Origin of the sequence: Rhizobacter sp. OV335 (assembly GCF_900142965.1) — a bacterium.
Taxonomy (GTDB): Bacteria; Pseudomonadota; Gammaproteobacteria; order Burkholderiales; family Burkholderiaceae_C; genus Rhizobacter.
In genome coordinates, this window is the sequence record NZ_FRCQ01000003.1 from 262,766 (window position 1) to 284,601 (window position 21,836).

Annotated in this window: 21 protein-coding genes; 12 read left to right on the plus strand and 9 right to left on the minus strand. The window is 69.9% G+C overall.

From position 1 onward, the window contains the following. Window positions 1-57 precede the first annotated feature (57 nt). Window positions 58-2,193: an alpha/beta hydrolase domain-containing protein gene (locus tag BUE42_RS04845; protein WP_073463235.1), complete on the plus strand. Its 2,136-nt coding sequence runs from the start codon at window positions 58-60 to the stop codon at window positions 2,191-2,193. An 8-nt stretch (window positions 2,194-2,201) separates the two neighbouring features. Here BUE42_RS04845 and BUE42_RS04850 read toward each other — a convergent pair whose 3' ends face one another. Continuing rightward, entirely contained in the window at window positions 2,202-3,242 is a 1,041-nt protein-coding gene (locus tag BUE42_RS04850; RefSeq protein WP_073463237.1) for an AraC family transcriptional regulator, read from the minus strand. 122 nt (window positions 3,243-3,364) lie between these two features. Between BUE42_RS04850 and BUE42_RS04855 the strand changes: the two genes are divergently transcribed. The 5 genes from BUE42_RS04855 to BUE42_RS04875 are packed head-to-tail and all read left to right on the plus strand — an operon-like array spanning window position 3,365 to window position 9,606. After that, window positions 3,365-4,972 (plus strand): carboxyl transferase domain-containing protein, encoded by a 1,608-nt coding sequence (locus BUE42_RS04855; RefSeq protein ID WP_073463239.1) that lies wholly within the window; start codon window positions 3,365-3,367, stop codon window positions 4,970-4,972. A gap of 16 nt (window positions 4,973-4,988) precedes the next feature. Beyond that, on the plus strand, window positions 4,989-5,774 hold the full coding sequence (locus BUE42_RS04860; protein WP_073463241.1) for an enoyl-CoA hydratase/isomerase family protein: 786 nt from the start codon (window positions 4,989-4,991) through the stop codon (window positions 5,772-5,774). 7 nt (window positions 5,775-5,781) lie between these two features. Next, window positions 5,782-6,408, plus strand: a complete 627-nt coding sequence (locus BUE42_RS04865) for a DUF4126 domain-containing protein (protein ID WP_073463243.1) — start codon at window positions 5,782-5,784, stop codon at window positions 6,406-6,408. Next, window positions 6,405-7,589 carry a dienelactone hydrolase family protein gene (locus BUE42_RS04870; RefSeq protein ID WP_073463244.1) on the plus strand — a complete coding sequence of 395 codons (1,185 nt, stop codon included), beginning with the start codon at window positions 6,405-6,407 and terminating at the stop codon, window positions 7,587-7,589. The genes BUE42_RS04865 and BUE42_RS04870 overlap by 4 nt, the downstream gene beginning before the upstream one ends. 16 nt (window positions 7,590-7,605) lie before the next feature. Next, window positions 7,606-9,606 (plus strand): acetyl/propionyl/methylcrotonyl-CoA carboxylase subunit alpha, encoded by a 2,001-nt coding sequence (locus BUE42_RS04875; RefSeq protein ID WP_073463246.1) that lies wholly within the window; start codon window positions 7,606-7,608, stop codon window positions 9,604-9,606. A gap of 5 nt (window positions 9,607-9,611) precedes the next feature. Here the strand turns inward: BUE42_RS04875 and BUE42_RS04880 are convergent, their stop codons facing one another. Then, window positions 9,612-10,040: a hypothetical protein gene (locus BUE42_RS04880; RefSeq protein ID WP_073463248.1), complete on the minus strand. Its 429-nt coding sequence runs from the start codon at window positions 10,038-10,040 to the stop codon at window positions 9,612-9,614. Window positions 10,041-10,145: 105 nt separating this feature from the next. Between BUE42_RS04880 and BUE42_RS04885 the strand changes: the two genes are divergently transcribed. From BUE42_RS04885 to BUE42_RS04910, 6 genes are all read left to right on the plus strand, one after another. Continuing rightward, window positions 10,146-11,069, plus strand: coding sequence for a hydroxymethylglutaryl-CoA lyase (locus BUE42_RS04885; RefSeq protein WP_073463250.1), 924 nt, complete (start codon window positions 10,146-10,148; stop codon window positions 11,067-11,069). After that, on the plus strand, window positions 11,066-11,584 hold the full coding sequence (locus BUE42_RS04890) for a YbaK/EbsC family protein (RefSeq protein ID WP_073463253.1): 519 nt from the start codon (window positions 11,066-11,068) through the stop codon (window positions 11,582-11,584). Before BUE42_RS04885 ends, BUE42_RS04890 begins: the two co-directional genes overlap by 4 nt. Window positions 11,585-11,637: 53 nt before the next feature. Next, a complete protein-coding gene (locus BUE42_RS04895) occupies window positions 11,638-12,156 on the plus strand; it encodes a TlpA family protein disulfide reductase (protein WP_073463255.1) in 519 nt (172 codons plus the stop codon). After that, complete coding sequence (locus BUE42_RS04900) at window positions 12,156-12,362, plus strand: DUF1289 domain-containing protein (RefSeq protein ID WP_073463257.1); 207 nt, start codon at window positions 12,156-12,158, stop codon at window positions 12,360-12,362. The genes BUE42_RS04895 and BUE42_RS04900 overlap by 1 nt, the downstream gene beginning before the upstream one ends. Beyond that, window positions 12,359-13,003, plus strand: a complete 645-nt coding sequence (locus tag BUE42_RS04905; RefSeq protein WP_073463259.1) for a 2-hydroxychromene-2-carboxylate isomerase — start codon at window positions 12,359-12,361, stop codon at window positions 13,001-13,003. The genes BUE42_RS04900 and BUE42_RS04905 overlap by 4 nt, the downstream gene beginning before the upstream one ends. Before the next feature lie 165 nt (window positions 13,004-13,168). Further along, window positions 13,169-14,848: an MFS transporter gene (locus BUE42_RS04910; RefSeq protein WP_073463261.1), complete on the plus strand. Its 1,680-nt coding sequence runs from the start codon at window positions 13,169-13,171 to the stop codon at window positions 14,846-14,848. 164 nt (window positions 14,849-15,012) lie between these two features. Here BUE42_RS04910 and BUE42_RS34250 read toward each other — a convergent pair whose 3' ends face one another. The 7 genes from BUE42_RS34250 to BUE42_RS04945 all read right to left on the minus strand — a co-directional run bounded on the left by BUE42_RS34250 (window position 15,013) and on the right by BUE42_RS04945 (window position 21,681). Further along, window positions 15,013-15,255 (minus strand): cysteine-rich CWC family protein, encoded by a 243-nt coding sequence (locus tag BUE42_RS34250; RefSeq protein WP_073463263.1) that lies wholly within the window; start codon window positions 15,253-15,255, stop codon window positions 15,013-15,015. Next, a complete protein-coding gene (locus BUE42_RS04920) occupies window positions 15,236-16,081 on the minus strand; it encodes a hypothetical protein (RefSeq protein WP_073463265.1) in 846 nt (281 codons plus the stop codon). The genes BUE42_RS34250 and BUE42_RS04920 overlap by 20 nt, the downstream gene beginning before the upstream one ends. A gap of 184 nt (window positions 16,082-16,265) precedes the next feature. Continuing rightward, window positions 16,266-17,804 carry a malonate--CoA ligase gene (locus tag BUE42_RS04925; protein WP_073463267.1) on the minus strand — a complete coding sequence of 513 codons (1,539 nt, stop codon included), beginning with the start codon at window positions 17,802-17,804 and terminating at the stop codon, window positions 16,266-16,268. Between the two features lie 20 nt (window positions 17,805-17,824). Further along, complete coding sequence (locus BUE42_RS04930) at window positions 17,825-18,613, minus strand: enoyl-CoA hydratase/isomerase family protein (RefSeq protein ID WP_073463269.1); 789 nt, start codon at window positions 18,611-18,613, stop codon at window positions 17,825-17,827. A 10-nt stretch (window positions 18,614-18,623) separates the two neighbouring features. Beyond that, a complete protein-coding gene (locus BUE42_RS04935; protein ID WP_073463272.1) occupies window positions 18,624-19,625 on the minus strand; it encodes a Bug family tripartite tricarboxylate transporter substrate binding protein in 1,002 nt (333 codons plus the stop codon). A 51-nt stretch (window positions 19,626-19,676) separates the two neighbouring features. After that, window positions 19,677-20,984, minus strand: a complete 1,308-nt coding sequence (locus BUE42_RS04940) for a malonyl-CoA decarboxylase (protein WP_073463274.1) — start codon at window positions 20,982-20,984, stop codon at window positions 19,677-19,679. Continuing rightward, window positions 20,977-21,681 (minus strand): GntR family transcriptional regulator, encoded by a 705-nt coding sequence (locus BUE42_RS04945; protein WP_073463276.1) that lies wholly within the window; start codon window positions 21,679-21,681, stop codon window positions 20,977-20,979. The genes BUE42_RS04940 and BUE42_RS04945 overlap by 8 nt, the downstream gene beginning before the upstream one ends. Between the last annotated feature and the right edge of the window lie 155 nt (window positions 21,682-21,836).

Genomic DNA, 21,836 nt, shown 5'->3' on the forward strand with positions numbered 1-21,836 from the left:
AGCGGGCGCCGCCAGAGCGCTCCGGGGGCGGAGCCTTTCCAAAACCAGGAGACATCGATGACGAAGCTTTCGCTGAACCGCGTGGCCACGCTTGCGCTGGCCTGCGGACTGGCCGCCTGTGGCGGCGATTCCGGCGATGCCGGCGGCAACGCGCCGCCGCCCGCCGCCCAGGCTCCCCGCATGCACCTGAGCATCACCGCCACCGAAGACTTCGCCGGCAGCTACGGCGCTGTCGGCGCCTACGAGAAGCTCAGCGGCACCTTGCGCGGCGAGGTCGATCCGAAGGATGCGCACAACGCGATCATCCAGGACCTGGACCTCGCGCCGGTGAATGCCCGCGGCATGGTCGAGTACAGCGCCGACTTCGTGCTGCTGAAGCCCAAGGACATGAGCAAGGCGAGCGGCGTGCTGCGCTACGACGCGCCGAACCGCGGCAACATCCTGACGATGCCGAACCCGGCCGCGACGCCGAGCGATGCGGTGTTCCTCGAGCGCGGCTACGTGCTGCTGTATTCGGCGTGGCAGGGCGACGTGCCGAAGAGCAGCGCCGCGCGGCTGACGCTCACGGTGCCGGTGGCGGTCAACCGCGACGGCTCGTCGATCACCGGCACCTACCGCAGCGAACTCGTTCCATCGGCCTCGACGCCGGTGATGACGCTGCCCGGCGGCGTCTTCAACGGCACGATGATCCCGTACGCACCGGCCAGCCTGGACAACAGCTTGCCGGGCCACTCGCTGACGCGGCGGCTGAACGACACCGATGCGCGCGTGGCGATCCCGCCGTCCGACTGGAAGTTCGCCGACTGCGATGCCGCGGCCAGGCCCTTCCCCGGCGCGCCCGACGGCAGCAAGGTCTGCCTGAAGGGCGGCTTCGACCCGGCCTGGCTGTATGAGCTGGTCTACGTCGCGAAGGACCCGAAGGTGATGGGCGTGGGCCTGGCGGCACTGCGCGACACGGTGAGCTTCTTCCGCCACCAGGCGGCCGATGCCGACGGCGTGGCCAATCCGCTCGGCGGGCGCATCACGCATGCGATCGGGCAGGGCACCTCGCAATCGGGCAATGCGATGAAGACCTTCCTGCACCTGGGCTTCAACCAGGCGCTCGACGGCAGCAAGGTGTTCGACGGCGTGTACGCCCACGTCGCGGCGCGGCAGACCAACATCAACACGCGCTTCGCGGTGCCGGGTGGCGGCGGTGCGATCCGCACCGACCACACCGCGTTCGGCCAGACCGCGCCGCGCGCGCTGGACAAGGACTATGTCGACCCGATCACCGGCCGCAAGGGCGGCGTGATGACGCGCTGCGCCGCGAGCAACACCTGCCCGAAATTCTTCCTCGGCCTGTCGGGCACCGAGTTCTGGCAACTGCAGGGCTCGCCGGTGCTGACCGATGCCTGGGGATTCGCCGACCTCGCGCAACCCGACAACGCGCGCATCTACTACTACGCGAGCACGCAGCACGGCGGCGCGGGCGGCACCGCGAGCATCGCGTACGTGCCGGCCAACAGCGTCTACCCGCGGGGCACGGTGGCGCACCACAGCGACACCTTCCGCGCGCTGTTCATCGCGCTGGAGGACTGGGTGGTGCACGACACCGCGCCGCCGCCGAGCCAGGTGCCGGCCATCGCGGCCGGCACGCTGGTGCGGCCCGAGCAGCTGAGCTGGCCCGCGATCAAGGGCCTGAGCTGGCCGGTCGGCGGCGTCGCGACCGCGATCCCCGACTTCAGCTACCGCGGCTGGTTCAACGCCTACCGGGTGCTGGACTTCGGTCCGCAGTACGTGCCGCAGGACGAGAGCGGTGTCGCGACGCAGCTGCCTCCGCTGGCCGGCACCGACTACGCGATCCTGGTGCCGAAGGTCGATGCGTCGACCGGCCTGGCGTTGGCCGGCATCCGCGGCATCGAGGTGCAGGCGCCGCTGGGCACCAGCATCGAGTTCAACTACGTCGCGACGCCGGGCCAGGTCGACCTGACGAGCCTGACCGGCAGCTACCTGCCGTTTCACAGGACCGAGGCATCGCGGCTCGCCGCCGGCGACGCGCGGCCGTCGCTGGAGTCGCTGTACGGCAACCAGGCGGGGTATGTGAGCGCGGTGACGGCGGCGGCGAGCCGCCTGGTGGCGCAGCGCTTCCTGTTGCAGCGCGATGCGGACCTGCGGATCCAGCAGGCGACGGCGGCAACGGTTCTGCCGTAGCCCGGGTGCTAACCCGGGTTGCGGAACTCGCGCGGTGACTTGCCCGTCCACTGCTTGAACGCCCGCGCGAAGCTCTTGTCGTTGTCGAACCCGACCGCCTGCGCCACCTGCTTGACCGGGCGGGCGGTGCGCAGCAGCAGCTCGCAGGCCTGGTCGCGCCGCACCTCGTCCTTCAGGGCCTGCAAGCCGACGCCCTCGTCCTTCAGCTGCCGGTGCAGGCTGCGCACTGAAAGATTCAGCGCCTGCGCCAACGCGTCCGCGGTGCCGAGCCGCGCGGCATCCTGCCGCAACAGCTCGCGCACGCGGCGCGCCAGCAGCCGGTCGCGCCGATACGGCAGCACCGTCAGCGGCAGCGCGCGTTGCAGCATCGATTGCAGTGCGCGCTCGTCGCGCCGCAGCGGCATCGCCAAATCCTGCGCATCGAAGCTGAAGCCGGCCTGCGCGGCATCGAACTGCACCGGCCCGGGGAACAGCACCGGGTAGACGTCGCGGTGCGGCGGCGGCGCGAACGGAAAGCGCGCGTCGCGCAGCGCGATCCGCGAGTCGATCGCCCAGCACGCGAAGCCGTGCAGGTAACGCAGGCTGGTGACCAGGCAGAACTCGCGCAGCGCGCCGAAGCGGCGGTGCTCGTCGATCGTCACGGTGGCGAGCGGGCCGTCCACCGTCAGCTCGAGCACCAGGTCGTCCGTCAACAGCCGGTGGTGCCGGCACCAGCGCTTCAACGCGACCCCCAGCGTCGGCGCCGTGATCGAGGCCCGGCACAGCATGCCGTAGCTGCCCCACGGCAGCTTGCGCGCGAACCAGCCGAGCGCTTCGTCATCCAGCTCCTGCATCGCGAAGGCGCACAGCGCCTCCATCTGCGCCGCGGTGATGCGGGCCTCGCTGCGCCGCAGTTCGGCTGGCGTGATTTGTGCCTGCTGCAGTGCGCCGCGCGGATCGACGCCGTAGCGCTCGTAGGCCAGCACCACGGCGCGCACGAAGGCCATCGGCGTGGCGGCGGTGCGGCTGCCGCGCAGCGGGGCGGGGGTGGGGGACGGGGCTCTCGGCATGCCGGCAAGTCTGGCACGATTTGCAACCTGCATGGCCGCCGATGCGGCCCGGGCCTGCGTATGCTGCGCAGGCCTAGACTTCGCCCAGCGCGGCGCCGACGACCGCGCGCCCAGGAGACTTCATGCCCGCCCTCGCGTCCAAGCTCAGCCCTCGCTCGGAAGACTTCAAGGCCAATGCCGCGGCGATGCGCGCACTGGTCGACGACCTGAACGCCAAGCTCGCGCGCATCGCCCAAGGTGGCGGCGACGGTCCGCGGGCCAAGCACCTCGCGCGCGGCAAGCTGCTGCCGCGCGACCGCGTCGAGATGCTGCTCGACCCCGACACGCCCTTCCTCGAGGTGGCGCCGCTCGCCGCGCTCGGGCTCTACAACGACGATGCACCGGGCGCCGGGCTGATCGCCGGCATCGGCCGGGTCTCGGGCGTCGACTGCATGATCGTCTGCAACGACGCCACGGTGAAGGGCGGCACCTACTACCCGATGACCGTCAAGAAGCACCTGCGCGCGCAGGAGATCGCGCAGGCCAACCGGCTGCCGTGCATCTACCTGGTCGACAGCGGCGGCGCGAACCTGCCGAACCAGGACGAGGTCTTTCCCGACCGCGACCACTTCGGCCGCATCTTCTTCAACCAGGCGCAGATGAGCGCGCAGGGCATCCCGCAGATCGCGGTGGTGATGGGCTCGTGCACCGCAGGCGGCGCCTACGTGCCGGCGATGAGCGACGAATCGATCATCGTGAAGAACCAGGGCACGATCTTCCTGGCCGGCCCGCCGCTGGTGAAGGCCGCCATCGGCGAGGTGGTGAGCGCCGAAGACCTGGGCGGCGGCGACGTGCACACGCGGCTGTCCGGCGTGGCCGACCACCTGGCGCAGAACGACACCCATGCGCTGGCGATCGCGCGCACCGCGGTCGCGCACCTGAACTGGCGCAAGGAGATGCCGGTGCGCTGCATCGCGCCGCGCGCGCCGCTGTTCGATGCCGCCGAGCTGCACGGCGTGATCCCGACCGACACCCGCAAGCCGTTCGACGTGCGCGAGATCATCGCCCGCATCGTCGACGCGAGCGAGTTCGAGGAGTTCAAGGCGCGCTACGGCACGACGCTGGTCACCGGCTTCGCGCACATCGACGGCATGCCGGTGGGCATCGTCGCGAACAACGGCGTGCTGTTCTCCGAATCGGCGCAGAAGGGCGCGCACTTCATCGAGCTGTGCTGCCAGCGCAAGATCCCGCTGGTGTTCCTGCAGAACATCACCGGCTTCATGGTCGGCCGCAAGTACGAAGCCGAGGGCATCGCCAAGCACGGCGCGAAGATGGTGACGGCGGTGTCGACCGCGCAGGTGCCCAAGTTCACCGTGATCATCGGCGGCAGCTTCGGCGCCGGCAACTACGGCATGTGCGGCCGCGCGTTCGATCCGCGGCTGTTGTGGATGTGGCCGAACGCGTGCATCTCGGTGATGGGCGGCGAGCAGGCCGCGAGCGTGCTGGCCACCGTGCGGCGCGACGGCATCGAGGCCAAGGGCGGCAGCTGGAGCGCCGACGAAGAGGCCGCCTTCAAGCAGCCGGTGCTCGACCAGTTCGAGCGGCAGGCGCACCCGTACTACGCGAGCGCACGGCTGTGGGACGACGGCGTGATCGACCCGGCCGACACGCGCCGCGTGCTGTCGCTCGCGATCAGCGCGAGCCTGAACGCGCCGATCCCCGACGTGAAGTTCGGCGTGTTCCGGATGTGATGCGAAAGGACGCCGCATGACCACCCTCGATGTTCAACGGCACGGCCCGGTGGCTCGCGTCTACCTGAACCGCCCCGACGTGCGCAACGCCTTCAACGACGGTGTGATCGCCGAGCTGTGCGAGACCTTCGCCACGCTGGGCGCCGATGCCGGCCTGCGCGCGATCGTGCTCGGCGGCCACGGCAAGGCCTTCTGCGCCGGCGCCGACCTGGCGTGGATGCGCGCGATGGCCGACTACAGCTGGGAGCAGAACCGCGCCGATGCGCAGGCGCTGGCCGACATGCTGTGGGCCGTCTACAGCTGCCCGGTGCCGGTGGTCGGCCGCATCCACGGCGACTGCTATGCCGGCGGCGTCGGCCTGGCCGCGGTGTGCGACGTGCTGGTGGCGTCCGATGCGGCGGCCTTCTGCCTCAGCGAAGCGAAGCTCGGCCTGCTGCCCGGCACCATCGGCCCCTACGTGATCCGCGCGCTGGGCGAGCAGGCCTCGCGGCGCTACATGGTGACGGCCGAGCGCTTCACGGCCACGCAGGCGCATGCGCTCGGCTTCGTGCACGAGGTCTGCCCGGCCGACGCGCTGGACGCCAAGGTCGACGAGGTCGTCGCCGCCTTGGTGGCGAACGGCCCGATGGCGGCGCGCGCCTGCAAGCGGCTGGTGCAGGACATCGCCGGCCAGCCGATCACCGCGGCGCTGCGCGAGGACACCGCGCGCCGCATCGCCGACATCCGCGCGAGCGGCGAGGGCCGCGAGGGCGTGCAGGCCTTCCTGGCCAAGCGCAAGCCCGCGTGGCTGGAGCCGGGCTGACCCCGCCATGAACCTCGACACGCCGCAACTGCTCGCGATCGCCGCCGCGCTCGGCTGGGCCAGCGGGCTGCGCCTGTATGCGGTGCTGTTCCTGACCGGTGCGGCCGGCGCGCTGGGCTGGATCGAGCTGCCGCACGGGTTGCGACTGCTGCAGCATCCGCTGATGCTGGGCGCGAGCGGGGTGATGCTGTGCGTCGAGTTCTTCGCCGACAAGATTCCCGGCGTCGACAGCCTGTGGGACGTGCTGCACACCGTGCTGCGCATCCCGGCCGGCGCGGCGCTGGCGGCCGCGGTGTTCGGCGCCGACCAGGCCACGTGGGCGACGATCGCGGCGGTGCTGGGTGGCGGGCTGGCGGCCAGCAGCCACGTCGCGAAGGCCACCACGCGCGCGGCCGCCAACACCTCGCCGGAGCCGTTCTCGAACATCGGCCTGTCGCTGCTGGGCGACGGGCTGGTGCCGGCGGTGCTGTGGTTGTCGTGGACGCATCCGCTGGTGTTGGCGGCGTTCCTGGTGCTCGCGCTCGCGGTGTCGGCGGCGCTGGTGTGGGTGCTGGCCAAATTCCTGCGGCAGCTGGTGCGCCGCTTTTCTGCCATGTCGCGTGGCACCGGCGCTGCCGTCAGGGAGAGATCTTGAAAGCAATCTGGACATCGGCATCGACCCTGGCGCGGCTTGCAGCCGTGCTGTTGCTCGGCCTGTGGGGTGCAGGGGCCGGCGCGCAGGCGCAGGCCCCGGACGAGGCGGCCGTGCTGAGGGACCTGCGCGAGCAGACGCAGTTCATCAGCGTCACCGTGACCGACCTGTACGGCAAGCAGCAGACGCGGCAGATCCCGGTGATGATCTTCCGCCCGGCTGGCGACGGGCCGTTTCCGCTGGTCATCATGAACCACGGCCGCGCGACGGCCGAGAAGCGATCGGCGCAAGGCCGCCAGCGCTACGAATGGCTGTCGCGCTACCTCGTCGGCAAGGGGTTCGCGGTGCTGCTGCCGACGCGCGTGGGCTATGCCGACACGTATGGCGATTTCGACCCGGAGGACACCGGCAGCTGCCAATCGCGGCGTCCCGGGCCGATGGCCGTCGCGGTGGCCGACCAGGTGATGGCCACGCTGGCATTCGCGAAGACGCTGCCCTACGTCGACACCTCGCGCTGGCTCGTGATGGGCCAGTCGGCGGGCGGCCTGACGGCGGTCGCCACCGTGTCGCGGCATCCGCCCGGCCTGGTGGGTGCGATCAATTTCTCGGGCGGCAGCGGTGGCGATCCGGACGGCCGCCCGCGCAATCCCTGCAGCCCTCAGCAGATCGAGAGCCTGTGGAAGGAGCAAGCGCGCAGCGCGACGGCACCGATGCTGTGGCTCTACTGGGAGAACGACCTCTACTGGGGGCCGGACGTGCCGCGCCGCTGGCACGAGGCCTGGACCGCCGGCGGCGGCAAGGCCGAGTTCCACACGCTGGCCGCGGCCGGCCAGAACGGCCACGGCGCGGTCAACTTCGACATGGACCACTGGGTGCCGTATGCCGAGGCCTTTCTCGCGAAGCTCGGCTTCGAGACGCCGGGCGTGATCGCGCGTCCGCCGGCATCGTCGTTCGCGGCCGTCGACGAGGTCGACAAGGTGCCGGTCCATGCCGCGACACGCGAAGGCCACTACCGCAAGTTCCTCGCCTCGAAGCTGCCGCGCGCCTACGCCATCGGCCCGAAAGGCGCGGCCGGCACCGCCAGCGGCGACTGGGCCATCGGCCGCGCCCTGGGCTTCTGCCAGCGCAAGGGCGAGCCCTGCAAGCTGTACGCCGTCGACAACGACGTGGTGTGGACGCCCTGAAAACCCGGAGACGACGATGTTCATCAAGATCCTGATCGCCAACCGTGGCGAGATCGCCTGCCGCGTCGCGGCCACCGCACGCAAGCTCGGCATCCGCACCGTGGCGGTGTACTCCGACGCCGATGCCGGCGCGAAGCACGTGCAGGCCTGCGACGAGGCGGTGCACATCGGCGGCCCTGCGCCGAAGGACAGCTACCTGCGCGGCGAACGCATCATCGCGGCGGCCCGCGCCACCGGCGCGCAGGCCATCCACCCCGGCTACGGCTTCCTCAGCGAGAACGAGGAGTTCGCACAGGCCTGCGCCGATGCCGGGCTGGTCTTCATCGGCCCGCCGCCGTCTGCCATCCAGGCGATGGGGCTGAAGGCCGAGTCGAAGCGCCTGATGGCCGAGGCCGGCGTGCCGCTGGTGCCCGGCTACCACGGAGCCGACCAGGACCCGCAGCTGCTGCAGCGTGAGGCCGACCGCATCGGCTACCCGGTTCTGATCAAGGCCAGCGCCGGTGGCGGCGGCAAGGGCATGCGGGCAGTGCAAGCGTCGGCCGACTTCCAGGACGCGCTCGCGTCGTGCAAGCGCGAGGCGATCAACAGCTTCGGCGACGACGCGGTGCTGGTCGAGCGCTACGTGACCCGGCCGCGCCACATCGAGATCCAGGTGTTCGCCGATGCGCACGGCCGCTGCGTCTACCTGTTCGAGCGCGACTGCTCGGTGCAGCGCCGCCACCAGAAGGTGCTCGAGGAAGCACCGGCGCCCGGCATGACCGAGGCGCGGCGGCGCGAGATGGGGCAGGCCGCGGTCGCGGCGGCGCAGGCGGTGGGCTACGTCGGCGCCGGCACGGTGGAGTTCATCGCCGAGCCGGCGGCCGACGGCGACCTGCGCTTCTACTTCATGGAGATGAACACCCGGCTGCAGGTCGAGCACCCGGTGACCGAGGCGATCACCGGGCTCGACCTGGTGGAGTGGCAGCTTCGCGTGGCCGCGGGCGAGCCGCTGCCGCTGGCGCAGGATCAACTGCGCATCCACGGCCATGCGATCGAGGCGCGGCTGTGCGCCGAGAACCCCGATGCGCAGTTCCTGCCGGCCACGGGCACGCTGCAGGTGTTCCGCACGCCGCAGGCCGCCGCGTTCGAGCGCGGCGAGCTGCGGCTGGATGCCGGCGTGCGCGAGGGCGACGCGATCTCGCCGCACTACGACTCGATGATCGCGAAGCTGATCGTCTGGGGCGCCGACCGCGAGCAGGCGCTCGCGCGGCTGGATGCGGCGCTCGCGCAGACGCACATCGTCGGGCTGCACACCAATGTCGCGTTCTTGCGGCGGGTGGTCACGAGCCAGTCGTTCGCGACGGCCGACCTCGATACCGCGCTGATCGAGCGCGAGCGCGTCGCGCTGTTCGAGGCGCCGCCGCTGCCGCTCGAATGCGTCGCGGCCGGCGTCGTCGCGCATGCGATGGCGGCCGAGGCGGCGCTGCAGACCGACGACCCGTGGTCGCGGCGCGACGGCTGGCGGCTGCACGGCGGTGCGCACCGGCGCTTCGACATCGAGCTGCAGGGCACGCACCACACGGTGATGCTGGAACGCAACCACCGCGGCGCGATGACGCTGGCGATCGGCGCGCAGCGGCATGCGTTCGCGCTGCAGTCGCTGTCAGCGCAGCGGCATGCGGTGGTGGTCGGCGGGCGCCGCTGGGTGTTGACCGTCTACGCGGTGGGCGAGCGCATCGCGGTGTTCGCGCCCGAGGGTTCGGCGCTGGCGAGCGAGGTCGATTTGCTGGCGCATGCCGGCGACGGCGCGGCCGAAGGCGGCCGGCTGACCGCGCCGATGCCGGGCAAGGTGGTGGCCTTCCTTGCGAAGGTGGGCGAGCAGGTCAAGCAGGGCCAGCCGCTGGCGGTGCTGGAGGCGATGAAGATGGAGCACACGATCACCGCGCCGCGTGACGGCACGGTGGAGGAGTTGCTCTACGGGGTCGGTGACCAGGTGGGCGAGGGCGGCGAACTGCTGCGGCTGCGGGCCGCCGGCTGACGATGTCAGTGTCGACTCGACCCCAGGCGCAGCCAGCTCGACGGCTTGTGCCAGCGGGCGCCGGTGGTGTCCGCCTCCGGCGGCGACAGCTCGGCCGGTTGCGTGATGCCGAAGCCGCTGGTGTCGCGGGCCCAGGCCAGGTCCTGCTTGGCGGCGGCGCGTGGTGCGGCGGTCTTGGGCGTGCTCGGCCGGGCCACCGGCTTCTCTGCCACGGCGCGCGGCCGGGCGGCCTTCTTCAGCTCGCCCCGGGCGTCGGCCCATTGCCGGGCCAGCGATTCCAGCTCGGCGTTGCCCGACGCCTGGCACACGAAGAGGATCTCGCGGGCTTCATCGGGCTGCCGCAGCATCACCTCGACGTCGATGCCCTCCCCGAGCCATTGCTTCAGGCCGAAGTGGATTCGGGTCGCGATGCGCAGTTCGGAGGGTGTGGACACGACGTGCTCCAGTCAGTTCAGGTATCTTCGACAGACCCCGCACGGCTCGCCATCCCCGGACAAAGGGGGGTGCCGCACGCGGTTCTTCCAATCGAGACTTAAGTCATGATTCCAACCCATGTCACGCTGGTCGATGTCAGTCCACGCGATGGATTGCAGAACGAAGCGAAGCAGGTCGACGCCGCGCACAAGATCGAGCTGGTGCACCGGCTGCAGGCGGCCGGGCTGCGCGAGATCGAGGTCACCAGCTTCGTCAGCCCCAAGTGGGTGCCGCAGATGGCCGACAACGCCGAGGTGATGGCCGGGCTGCAGCGCAAGCCGGGCGTGCGCTATTCGGTGCTGACGCCGAACCTGCGCGGCTTCGAGGCGGCGCTCGCGACCCAGCCCGACGAGATCGTCGTGTTCGCAGCCGCCACCGAGGCCTTCAGCCAGCGCAACATCAACTGCAGCATCGAAGAGAGCATCGAGCGCTTCCGCCCGGTGGTCGACGCGGCGCATGCGAACGGCATCAAGGTGCGCGGCGCGATCTCGTGCGCGCTCGGCTGCCCGTACCAGGGCGAGGTCAGCCCCGACGAAGTCGAGCGCGTGGTGCGGCTGATGCGCGGCATCGGCGTCGACCATTGCGGCGTGGCCGACACCATCGGCGTCGGCACGCCGAAGCGGGTGCAGGCCGCGCTGGAGCGCGCGCTGCGCCACTACCCGCTGGTGGAGGTGAGTGGGCATTTCCACGACACCTACGGCCAGGCGCTGGCCAACATCTACGCCAGCCTCGAGCTCGGCGTGCACACCTTCGACGCCAGCGCGGCCGGCCTGGGCGGCTGCCCGTATGCGAAGGGCGCGACCGGCAACGTCGCGACCGAAGACGTGCTGTTCATGCTCGACGGCCTGGGCATCGACACCGGGATCGACCTGGATGCGTTGGTCGACACCGGCAATTTCATCTCGCAGGTGCTGGGCCGCGCGCCGGTGTCGCGCGCGGGCAAGGCCTTGCTGGCGAAGCGGGCGGCCAAGGCGGAGGTGAAGGCATGAGCGATGCCACGGTGACGCAGGACTTGCCCGACGGCTTCCGCCACGTCAGCGCGGTGCTGGGCACGCTCGGCCATCCGCATGTGCCGATCCTGCTGGCGGTGAACGCGCGCACCGCGCAAGAGGCCGCCGATGCGCTGGGCGTGCAGCTCGGCCAGATCGCGAAGAGCGTGATCTTCCGGCGCCGCGCCGACGACGTCGCGGTGCTGGTCGTGACCTCGGGCGACCGCCGCGTCGACGAGAAGAAGGTGGCCGCGCTGGCCGGCCCGCTCGGCCGCGCCGATGCCGATTTCGTGAAGGCGCAGACCGGCTTCACGATCGGCGGCGTGTCGCCGGTCGGCCATGCGAACACGCCGGTGACGCTGATCGACCGCGAGCTGCTGCGCTTCGACGAGATCTGGGCAGCGGCGGGGCACCCGAAGGGCGTGTTCAGGCTGAGCCCGGCGCAGCTGCAGGGTCTGACGCAGGCGCCGGTGGCCGACGTGACGCAAGTCGCGCCAAGCCCGCAAAGCCCGTAATGCCCGGCCGGCCGCCGCGACCAAGGCACAGCTCCACTTCTGCAGGCCGCGCCATGACCTCCCGCATCGATCGCCGTTTCTTCCTGTCGGCCACGGCTTCGGCCCTGCTCGGCACCGCCGTCCCGCTGCGCGCTGCGCCAGCAGTCCCAGCCCATGCACTGGCCGGCAACACGCTGGAGGGCCAGCGCTACGAGCTGGCGCAGGACGCGGGCAAGGCGGTGCTGGTGTTCTTCTGGTCAACCGACTGCGCGGTGTGCCGCGACAAGATGCCCGAGCTGCGCGCGAACTACGAGGCCTGGCGCGACAAGCCGTTCCAGCTGGTCGCGGTGAGCCTCGACCGCAGCCTGGCCGCGGTGCGCGAGTACGACGCGATCCTGAACCGCGTCGTGCCGATGAAGCAGCAGTTCCCGATGCTGTGGCGCGCCGATGCGACGCACCGCGACGATTTCGGCGCGATGGCGCAGACGCCGACCTCGTTCATCCTCGACAAGCAGCACCGCGAGGTGAAGCAGATCCGGGGCCGCATCGATGCGTCGCTGTGGGACGACATCGCCGAACTGGTGCTCACCTGATGGATGAAGCGGCCGCCGTCCCCAGCCCTTGCGTGAACATCTGCCGGATGGACGCGGCCAGCGGGCTGTGCGTTGGCTGCTGGCGCACGATCGACGAGATCGCGGCGTGGTCGAAGATGGATGACAACGGCAAGCGCCAAGTCTGGCAGGTGATCGCGCTGCGCAGGGCGGATGCGCCTGTTGTCGATGGGGAGCGATCGCGATGAAGCAACTCCGGTTCTGGTTCGACGTGATCTCGCCGTACGCGTACCTCGCGTTCGAGCGCCTGCCGCAGGTGCTGGAGGGCCGCAGCGTCGAAGTGGTCTACCAGCCGGTGCTGTTCGCCGGCTTGTTGTCGCAATGGGGGCAGAAGGGCCCGGCCGAGATCGGGCCGAAGCGCGACTGGACCTACCGGCAGGTCGCGTGGCTCGCGCACCGGCACGGCATCCCGATGCAGATGCCGGCGCAGCACCCGTTCAACCCGCTCGCGCTGCTGCGCCTGGGCCTGGCCTGCCGCGGCCCGCTCGCGACGCCGAACCGCTGGGTGTGCGAGCAGCTGATGCACCATGTGTGGCGCGGCGGCGCGGATGCGAACGAGCCGCAGCGCCTGTCGGAGCTCACGCAGCGGCTGCAACCGGCGCTCGATCCGCAGGGCGACGAGGTCAAGGCGGCGCTGAAGGAGGCGACGGCGCAAGCGGTGTCGCTCGGCATCTTCGGCGTGCCGACGGTCGAGGTCGACGGCCGGCTGTTCTGGGGTCTCGATGGCCTGGAGCTGCTGCAGGGCTACCTCGGCGGCGACCCCTGGTTCGACGGACCGGCGTGGGACGACGCGGCGCGGCAACCGTTGGGGCTTCAGCGTAAGCCCTAGGTCGGGTCATCCCTCGTTTCCCACGATGAGAAACGTTTCGTCAGGGTTGTCACTGAAGTTGTCAGCCGGCGTTCAGCTTGGCGTCAGGGATGGGTCAGAGGGCGTCGTGAAGATGCGGCACGCCCTGCCGTTCGGCAGGGAGCCTGACGACAAGGAGACATTCCAATGGCAACTGCAGTGGCCAAACCGGCACGCAACCCCGCGGGGCCGATGACGCGCGAGGAGCGCAAGGTCATCTTCGCGTCCAGCCTCGGCACGGTGTTCGAGTGGTACGACTTCTACCTGTACGGCACGCTCGCCGCCATCATCGGCAAGCAGTTCTTCTCCAACCTCGACCCGGCCTCCCAGGTCATCTTCTCGCTGCTCGCGTTCGCGGCCGGCTTCATCGTGCGGCCGTTCGGCGCACTGGTGTTCGGGCGGCTGGGCGACATGATCGGGCGCAAGTACACCTTCCTGGTGACGATCCTGATCATGGGCCTGTCGACCTTCATCGTCGGCGTGCTGCCCACCTACGCATCGATCGGCGTCGCCGCCCCGGTGATCCTGATCGGCCTGCGCCTGCTGCAGGGCCTGGCACTCGGCGGCGAGTACGGCGGTGCAGCCACCTACGTGGCCGAGCATGCGCCGCACGGCAAGCGCGGTGCGTTCACGTCGTGGATCCAGACCACGGCGACGCTCGGGCTGTTCCTGTCGCTGCTGGTCATCCTGGGCACGCGCACCTGGATCGGCGAAGAGGCGTTCGCCGACTGGGGCTGGCGCATTCCGTTCCTGGTCTCGATCCTGCTGCTGGCCGTCAGCGTGTGGATCCGCCTGTCGATGAACGAATCGCCGGCCTTCAAGAAGATGAAGGAAGAGGGCAAGACCTCGAAGGCGCCGCTGACCGAGTCGTTCGGCCAGTGGAAGAACCTGAAGATCGTGATCCTGGCGCTGGTCGGGCTGACGATGGGCCAGGCGGTGGTCTGGTACACCGGTCAGTTCTACGCGCTGTTCTTCCTGACCGGCGCGCTGAAGGTCGACGGGCCCACCGCCAACGTGCTGATCGCTGCCGCGCTGCTGATCGGCACGCCGTTCTTCATCGTCTTCGGCACGCTGTCGGACAAGATCGGCCGCAAGCCGATCATCATGGCCGGCTGCCTGATTGCCGCGCTGACCTACTTCCCGCTGTTCAAGGCGCTGACCGAGGCCGCCAACCCGGAACTCGCGGCGGCCCAGAAGAGCGCCAAGGTCACCGTGACGGCCGACCCGTCGGAATGCTCGTTCCAGTTCAACCCGACCGGCGTGGCCAAGTTCACCAGCTCGTGCGACATCGCCAAGCAGGTGCTGGCCGCGGGATCGGTGAGCTATGAGAACGTGGCGGGCACCGGCCCGGCGAAGATCGTGATCGGCGACAAGACGATCGAGTCCTTCACGTCGAAGGGCTTGCCCGCCGACGAAGCCAAGGCCAAGGACGCGGCGTTCAAGAAGGACGTGGCCGCGGCGCTGAAGGAGCACGGCTACCCGGCGAAGGCCAAGCCGATCCCCTTCATGAGCGGCCAGTGGTGGACGCTGGTGTCGATCCTGACGCTGCTGGTGATCTACGTGACGATGGTCTACGGCCCGATCGCCGCGATGCTGGTGGAGATGTTCCCGACGCGCATCCGCTACACCTCGATGAGCCTGCCGTACCACATCGGCAACGGCTGGTTCGGCGGCCTGCTGCCGGCCACCGGGCTGGCGATCGTGGCGCAGACCGGGAACATGTACAACGGCCTGTGGTACCCGATCGTGTTCGCGTCGATCACCTTCGTGGTGGGGATGCTGTTCGTCAAGGAGACGAAGGACGTCGATATCTACGCGAGCGATTGAGCGCTGAGTTGAATCGAGACGCGGGCCGTGGCGACACGGCCCGCGTTTGCTTTGGGGCCGCAGGAACTTCCTCCGGCGCGGGGTCACTCAGTCCCGATTGGCGAGAACGACGCGCTGCGCAGCGATGGGGTGTTCTTGCCAAATCGGCATCGATGACTGAAGGGTCACTGTCGCCGCGAGGGGTTCCGCTCGAGCTGCGCGTCGAGATCAGCAGCCTGAGACATCTCGATCAGGCAATTGCCACACAGGCACCGGTCGTACGCCGACCGAAGCCGCGCCAGCATCCCTGCGCTGAGCACCATTCGACTGCACCAGCACGGCTGGTCGTCATTGACGCCGCAACGGAACGCCTGCTCGCAGCGCGGGCAGGTGCTGCCGTCGTCGCTGTCAGCCGGTAGCGCGTCCACGTTGCCGCCGCAGCAGTGCTGTCGTCAGCGCCAAGCCGCCCAGCCAGCCGAAGCCCAGCGCACCGCCGCCCTCGTCGCTGTTGCTGTTGCCACTGCTGCCACCCCCATTCCCGCCGCTCGGCGGCGGCGTCGTCACCACGCCGACCGCGCCGTCGAGCGCGACCGTGCGAGTGAACTTGGTGGTCGAGGTGCCTTGGTGCATCGTCATGGTCAGCGTCGCACTGTAGCCCGCGGTGTCGGCCGCGCTGAACGAAATGGTGGCCCGGCAGGTGGCCGAGGCGGCCAGCTTCTGCGCGGTGCAGGTGTCGGTCTTCAGCGTGAAGCGTGCCGCGCCGGCGCCGCCGATCGCGACGCTGTCGACCGTGACCTGCCCGAAGGTCACGCCGTTGCTCAGGTCCAGGTTCTGCGACACCGTCGGCACGTTGACCGCGCCGGCCGAGAAGCTCAGCGCGGCGTCGCTGGTCTTCGGCGTGTCGGCGATGAAGGCGGCGAGGTCGGTCATCTCTTCCGCGTCCAGCACCTGGAACTGCTTCATCGCGCTGACGTTGTTCAGCGCATAGCCGATGCGGTTCACCGCGGTCTCGGAATCGATCGCGGCGAACGGATCGCGTGCGCCGCCGCCGGTCTTGAAGTAGATCTCCGCGCGGCGGTTCTGCACGTTGGTGTGGCAGCTCGTGCAGTTGCCGGTGAACGACAGGCCCGTCTGGTTCATCGTGTCCTCGAACAACAGCTTGCCGGTGGCCGGGTTGTAGTTCGCGTGGGCGGCGAAAGCGCTCGTCGCCAGGGCGGCGGCGAGGGCAGTGCGGGCAAGGATCGAGGAGGGCATGCGGCATTCCCGGTGAGCGTGAGCTCAGAACCCTGCAAGGGCCCTGCCACCCGCGCTGGAACACCCGTTCCCCGTAGGACCGCCGCGGCGAGCGACGATTCGCGCCCACCCGAGTGCCGCAGCGTGTCAGTCACGTTGCGCGCCCTCACAGCCGACGCATTCGCTTACGCCGCGCGCGCGAAGCTCAGCCCGTGGCGAACAGCCCCTTGTGCCTCTCGCGCAGCAGGTTCTTCTGCACCTTGCCCATCGTGTTGCGAGGCAATTCCTGCACCAGCTCGACCAGCTTCGGCACCTTGAAGTTCGCGATCTGCGCCTTCAGCGCCGCCGCGATCGCGGCCCCTTCGAGCTGCGCACCGGCGCGCGGCACCACCACCGCGACCACCGCCTCGCCGAAATCGGGATGCGGCACGCCGACCACCGCGCTCTCGGCGACGCCCGGCATGTCGTTGATGTAGCCCTCGATCTCGGCCGGGTAGACGTTGTAGCCACCGCTGATGATCAGGTCCTTGCTGCGCCCGACGATGCACACGTAGCCGCGCTCGTCGATGCGGCCGACGTCGCCGGTCTTGAACCAGCCGTCGTCGGTGAACTCTTCCTTCGTCTTCTCGGGCAGGCGCCAGTAGCCGGCGAACACGTTCGGGCCCTTCACCTCGATGCCGCCGATCTCGCCGCGAGGGCAGTCGCGGCCTTCGTCGCGCACGCGCAACTGCACGCGGGGCAGCGGGAAGCCCACCGTGCCGGCGCGGCGCTCGCCGTCGGCCGGGTCGTACGGGTTCGAGGTCAGCATCACCGTCTCGCTCATGCCGTAGCGCTCGAGAATGGCCTGCCCGGTGCGCTCGCGCCAGGCGTTGAAGGTCTCGGGCAGCAGCGGCGCCGAGCCGGCGACGAACAACCGCATGCCCGAGCACGCCGCGCGCGTGAGACCCGGCTCGGCCAGCAGCCGCACGTACAGCGTCGGCACGCCCATGAACACCGTGGCGCGCGGCAGCGCGGCCAGCACGCGCTTCGGGTCGAACTTCGCGAGCCAGATCATCTTGCTGCCGTTCAGCAGCGCACCATGGATCGCGACGAACAGGCCGTGCACATGGAAGATCGGCAGCGCATGCACCAGCACGTCGCCCGGCTGCCAACCCCAGTACGCCTTCAGCGTGCGCGCATTGCTCAGCATGTTGCCGTGCGTCAGCATCGCGCCCTTGCTGCGCCCGGTCGTGCCGCTGGTGTACAGGATGGCCGCCAGGTCGTCGGCACCGCGCACTGCGGGCACGTGCTGGTCGCCCTGGTGCGAAGCCCGCTCCAGCAGGCTGCCGCTGCGGTCGTCGCCGAGCGTGAACACATGGCGCGTGCCGGCCTTGAACGCGAGCTTGCTGACCCAGCCGAAGTTCTTCGGCGCGCACACCACCACCGCCGGTTCGGCGTTGCCGATGAAGTACTCGATCTCGGCCGCCTGGTAGGCGGTGTTCAGCGGCAGGTAGACGAAGCCGGCGCGCAGCACCGCGAGGTACAGCATCAGCGCCTCGACCGACTTCTCGGTCTGCACCGCGACGCGGCTGCCGGCCGGCAGCTCCAGCGACTCGAGCAGGTTCGCGAGCATCGCGGTGGCGCGCTCGAGGTCGCGCCAGCTGTAGCTGAGCGGCGCCTCGCCATCGGCCACCTCGATCGCGGTCGCGTCGAGGTCGGCGGGAAAGGCCGCGCGCAACGCGGCGAACAGGTTGTCACTACTCATCGAACCTCCTCGGGGGATCTTCAGCCGCGCTGGAAATGCGGCGGTCGCTTCTCGATGAAGGCCTGGATGCCTTCACGGTGTTGGGGGCTGTCGGCATAGCCGTAGTGCGCGCGGCGCTCGTCGGCGCTCGGCCCGCCGGCGGCCAGCTGGCGCAGCGTGCGCTTGTTGATGCGCGCGGCCTGCGGTGACAAGGCCGCGAGCGCGCGGGCGCGCTGCAGCGTGTGCGGTGCGACCTGCTCGTCGGCCACCACCGCATGCACCAGGCCGCGTTGCAGCGCGATCGACGCATCGACGAGGCGCGCTTCGAGCAGCATCTCGCGCAAGGTGGGCGCGGGCACCACGCGCGCGAGCATCTGCAGCTCGCCGGGCGCCATCGGGAAGCCGAGCTTCGCGATCGGCGCACCGAAGCGGCTGCCCATGCCGGCGATGCGGATGTCGCAGCAGGCCGCGATCTCGAGCCCGCCGCCGACGCAGGCACCTTCGATCTGCGCGACGACCGGGATGTCGCAGTCGAGCAGCGCCTGCAGCGCCGGCGCGACGGTGTGCTCGTGGAAATCGTGCAGCCGCTGCTCGTCGAAGCGGAACTGCGCGAACTCGCCGATGTCACCGCCGGATGCGAACTGGCCATCGGCGCCGCAGACGATCACCGCATGCGGCGCCTGCGCGGCGTCGAGCGCCTGCAGCCGCGCGAACACGTCGCGCAGCGCCTGCCACATCGCGATGTCGATCGCGTTGTGCTTGCCGGGATTCGCGATGACGACCCGGGCGATGCCCGGTTCGTCGTGGCTCAGCGTGATGGAACCGGGCACGCTTGCCTCGTCAATCAAGTTTTGCGCCCGAGGCCTTCACCACATCGGCCCAGCGCTTGATCTCGCTGTTGACGAACTTGCCGAAGGCGTCGCCGTACAGGTTGGGCGTCTCGGCGCCGAGGCCGTTCCAGGACTTCACGAGGTCGTCGGAGGTCAGCGCCTTCTTCATCTCGGCACGCATCGACTCGACGATCTCCTTCGGCGTGTTCTTCGGCGCCCACAGGCCGTACCAGGTGGCGACCTGGTAGCTCGGCAGGCCGGCCTCGGTCGAGGTCGGCACGTCGGCGAAGCCCGGCGCGCGCCGCTCCGAGGCGACGGCCAGCGCCTTGATGCGCCCGCCCTTGATGTGGTTGGCCGACGAGCCCAGGCCGTCGAACATCATGTCGACCTGCCCGGCGATCAGGTCCTGCAGCGCGGGGCCCGCACCGCGGTAGGGGATGTGCGTGATGAAGGTCTTGGTCTGCAGCTTGAACAGCTCGCCGGCCAGGTGGTGCGAGGTGCCGTTGCCGGCCGAGCCGTAGTTCAGCTTGCCCGGGTTCTTGCGGGCGTACTCCAGCAGGCCCTTCAGGTCGGTGACCGGCACGCGCTGCGGGTTGACCACGACCACCTGCGGCACGCTGGAGATCAGGCCGACCGGGATGAAGTCGGTCTCGATGTTGTAGTCGAGCTTCGGGTACATCGACGGCGCGATCGTGTGGTGCACCGCGCCCATGAAGAAGGTGTAGCCGTCGGCAGCCGCATGCGATGCGACGGTGGCGCCGACGTTGCCGCCCGCGCCGCCCTTGTTGTCGATCAGGAACTGCTTGCCGGCGTTCTTGCTCATCAGCCCGAACAGCGGTCGCGCGAAGGCGTCGGTGCCGCCGCCGGCCGGGAACGGCACGATGATCGTGACCGGCTTGCTCGGCCAGGCGCTCTGCGCGCCGGCGAACGGCATGGCCAGCGTGGCAGCCGCCGCGGCGCCGGTGCGAAGAACGTCTCGGCGTGTCGGCGCGCGTCGTGATTCGAAGCTCATGTTGTCTCCCGGTCGTTGATGTGAAGCAAGGGGGCCGAGGGCGGCCCGGGGTCAGAGCAGGGCGGCCACGGCGCGCGAATGCGCCACGTCGCCCTGGGTGAATTTCTCGTGGCTGGTCTCGACCTTCTGGAGGTCGTAGAGGTAATTGACCATCATCCCGAACGATTGCTTGAGTCCTTTGCGCGACAGGTTACCCGAAGGATTGAGCCGTTCGAGCCGCGCGCCGTTGTCGAGATGAAAACGCGCCACCGCATCGCCGCCCGGCGTGGTCGACACGTGCACCAGGTAGGCGGCGCACAGGCGGGCCAGCGCCTCGCGTTCGGCCTCGGCCAGGCCGTTCAAGGTGGCCGCGGTGGCGAGCGTTGCCAGGTCGCCACCGCTGGCTTCGTCGAGCAGCTCGCGCGCCTGCACCAGGCGCTCGGCCTCGCCGCGTTTCAGGCCGGGCAGCGCGGCCAGGTCGCTGCGGCTGGTCAGCCACGTGGCGAAGCCGGGGATCGGCGACAGCGTGCAGAAGGTCTTGAGCTGCGGCAGCTCGCGCTTCAGCTGCTCGGCCACGCGCTTGATCAGGAAGTTGCCGAGCGACACGCCCTTCAGCCCGGGCTGGCAGTTGCTGATCGAGTAGAACGCCGCCACCTTGAACTGGTCGGGTGGCAGCGGCTGCGAGTTCTTGTCGATCAGCGGCGCGATCGCGCCCGGCATCTCGGGCAGCAGCGCCACCTCGACGAAGATCAGCGGCTCGTCGGGCAGCTGCGGGTGGAAGAACGCGAAGCAGCGGCGGTCGGGCTGCAGGCGGCGGCGCAGGTCGTCCCAGCCGTCGATCTCATGCACCGCCTCGTGGTGGATGATCTGTTCCAGCAGCTGCGCGGGCGAGCGCCAGTCGACCTTCTGCATCTGCAGGAAGCCGGGGTTGAACCACGACGACAGCAGGTGCAGGAAATCGGCTTCCAGCGCGCGCAGCTCGGGCTGCGCCTTCACGCGGGCCAGCAGCTTGCGGCGCATCGAGACGATGTGCGCGGTGCCGCCGGGCGTGCGGTTGATGCGGCGCAGCAGCTCCTGGCGCGGCGGCTCGGCCAGGTGCGTCAGGCGGATCAGGTTGTCGGCCGAGGGCTCGTCGGCATAGGCCTGCGCGACCGACAGCACCGCCTTCGGGTCGGGGCTGAAATCGCGCGACAGGCGCTCGAAGAAACCGGCCTGCTGGTCGTCGGCCAGGTTGCTGAAGCGCGCCACCAGGCCGCTCGCGATCGCGACGCTGTTGGCCTCGCCGCGCTCCGAGAGCAGGCGCCGGCAGTCGAGCATCAGGCTGCGCAGCGCGCGGTCGTTGCCGGCGCGGCGCGCGGCGTTCTTCAGGCCTTCAAGCATGGTGTTGTCCCTGGTCCAAGGTGGCTTCCTGGGCCGCTTCATGCGCGCGCAATGCCTTCAGCGCGGCGAGCTGGGCCATCAGGTGGTCGTGCATCAGCTGCTCGGCGCGCGCGGCGTCGCGCTGCTCGATGGCGTCGATCAGGCGACGGTGCTCGCCGATCGATTCCTCGATGCGGCCCGGCCAGTTCAGCTGGCGCCCGCGCAGCAGCCGCACGAAGCGGCGCAGGTCGGTGGTGGCGCGGTCGAGCCAGCGGTTGGCGGCCAGGGCCTGCACCGTGCTGTGGAAATCGTGGTTCGCGCGGTAGTAGCCGTCGATGTTGCGGGCCGCGGCGTGCTTCTCGAGCGCGGCGTGCAGGCGCTGCAGCAGCTTGATGTCGGCGGGCGTCGCCTTGCGCACCGCCTCGAACGCGCAGCGGCCTTCGAGCAGGGCCATCACCGGGAACAGCTCGTCGGCATCGTCCTCCGACAGCTCGGTCACCCTGCAGCCCTGGCGCGGCACCAGCTCGACCAGCCCTTCGGCGGCCAGCACCTTCAGCGCTTCACGCAGCGGCGTGCGGCTGATCTTCCAGTCGCTGGCCAGCGCGAGCTCGTCGATCCACTGCCCGGGCACCAGCTGGCGCTCGAACACCATGTTGCGCAGGCGAGCGGCCACTTCTTCGTGGAGCGATGCCAGGCGCAGGGGTGTCGGGTCAACCATGGGTGCTCACCGGTGGACCGCCACGGCGCGGCGGTTCAAGCCACTCTAAATCCAGTAATTCATAATTACAAGAGGGGCTGCGACAAAGACAAACCCTGAGTGCGCGGCGCGGCGTGCTCGCTACAGTGTCCGCGTGCCAGACACCCCTGAGTTCC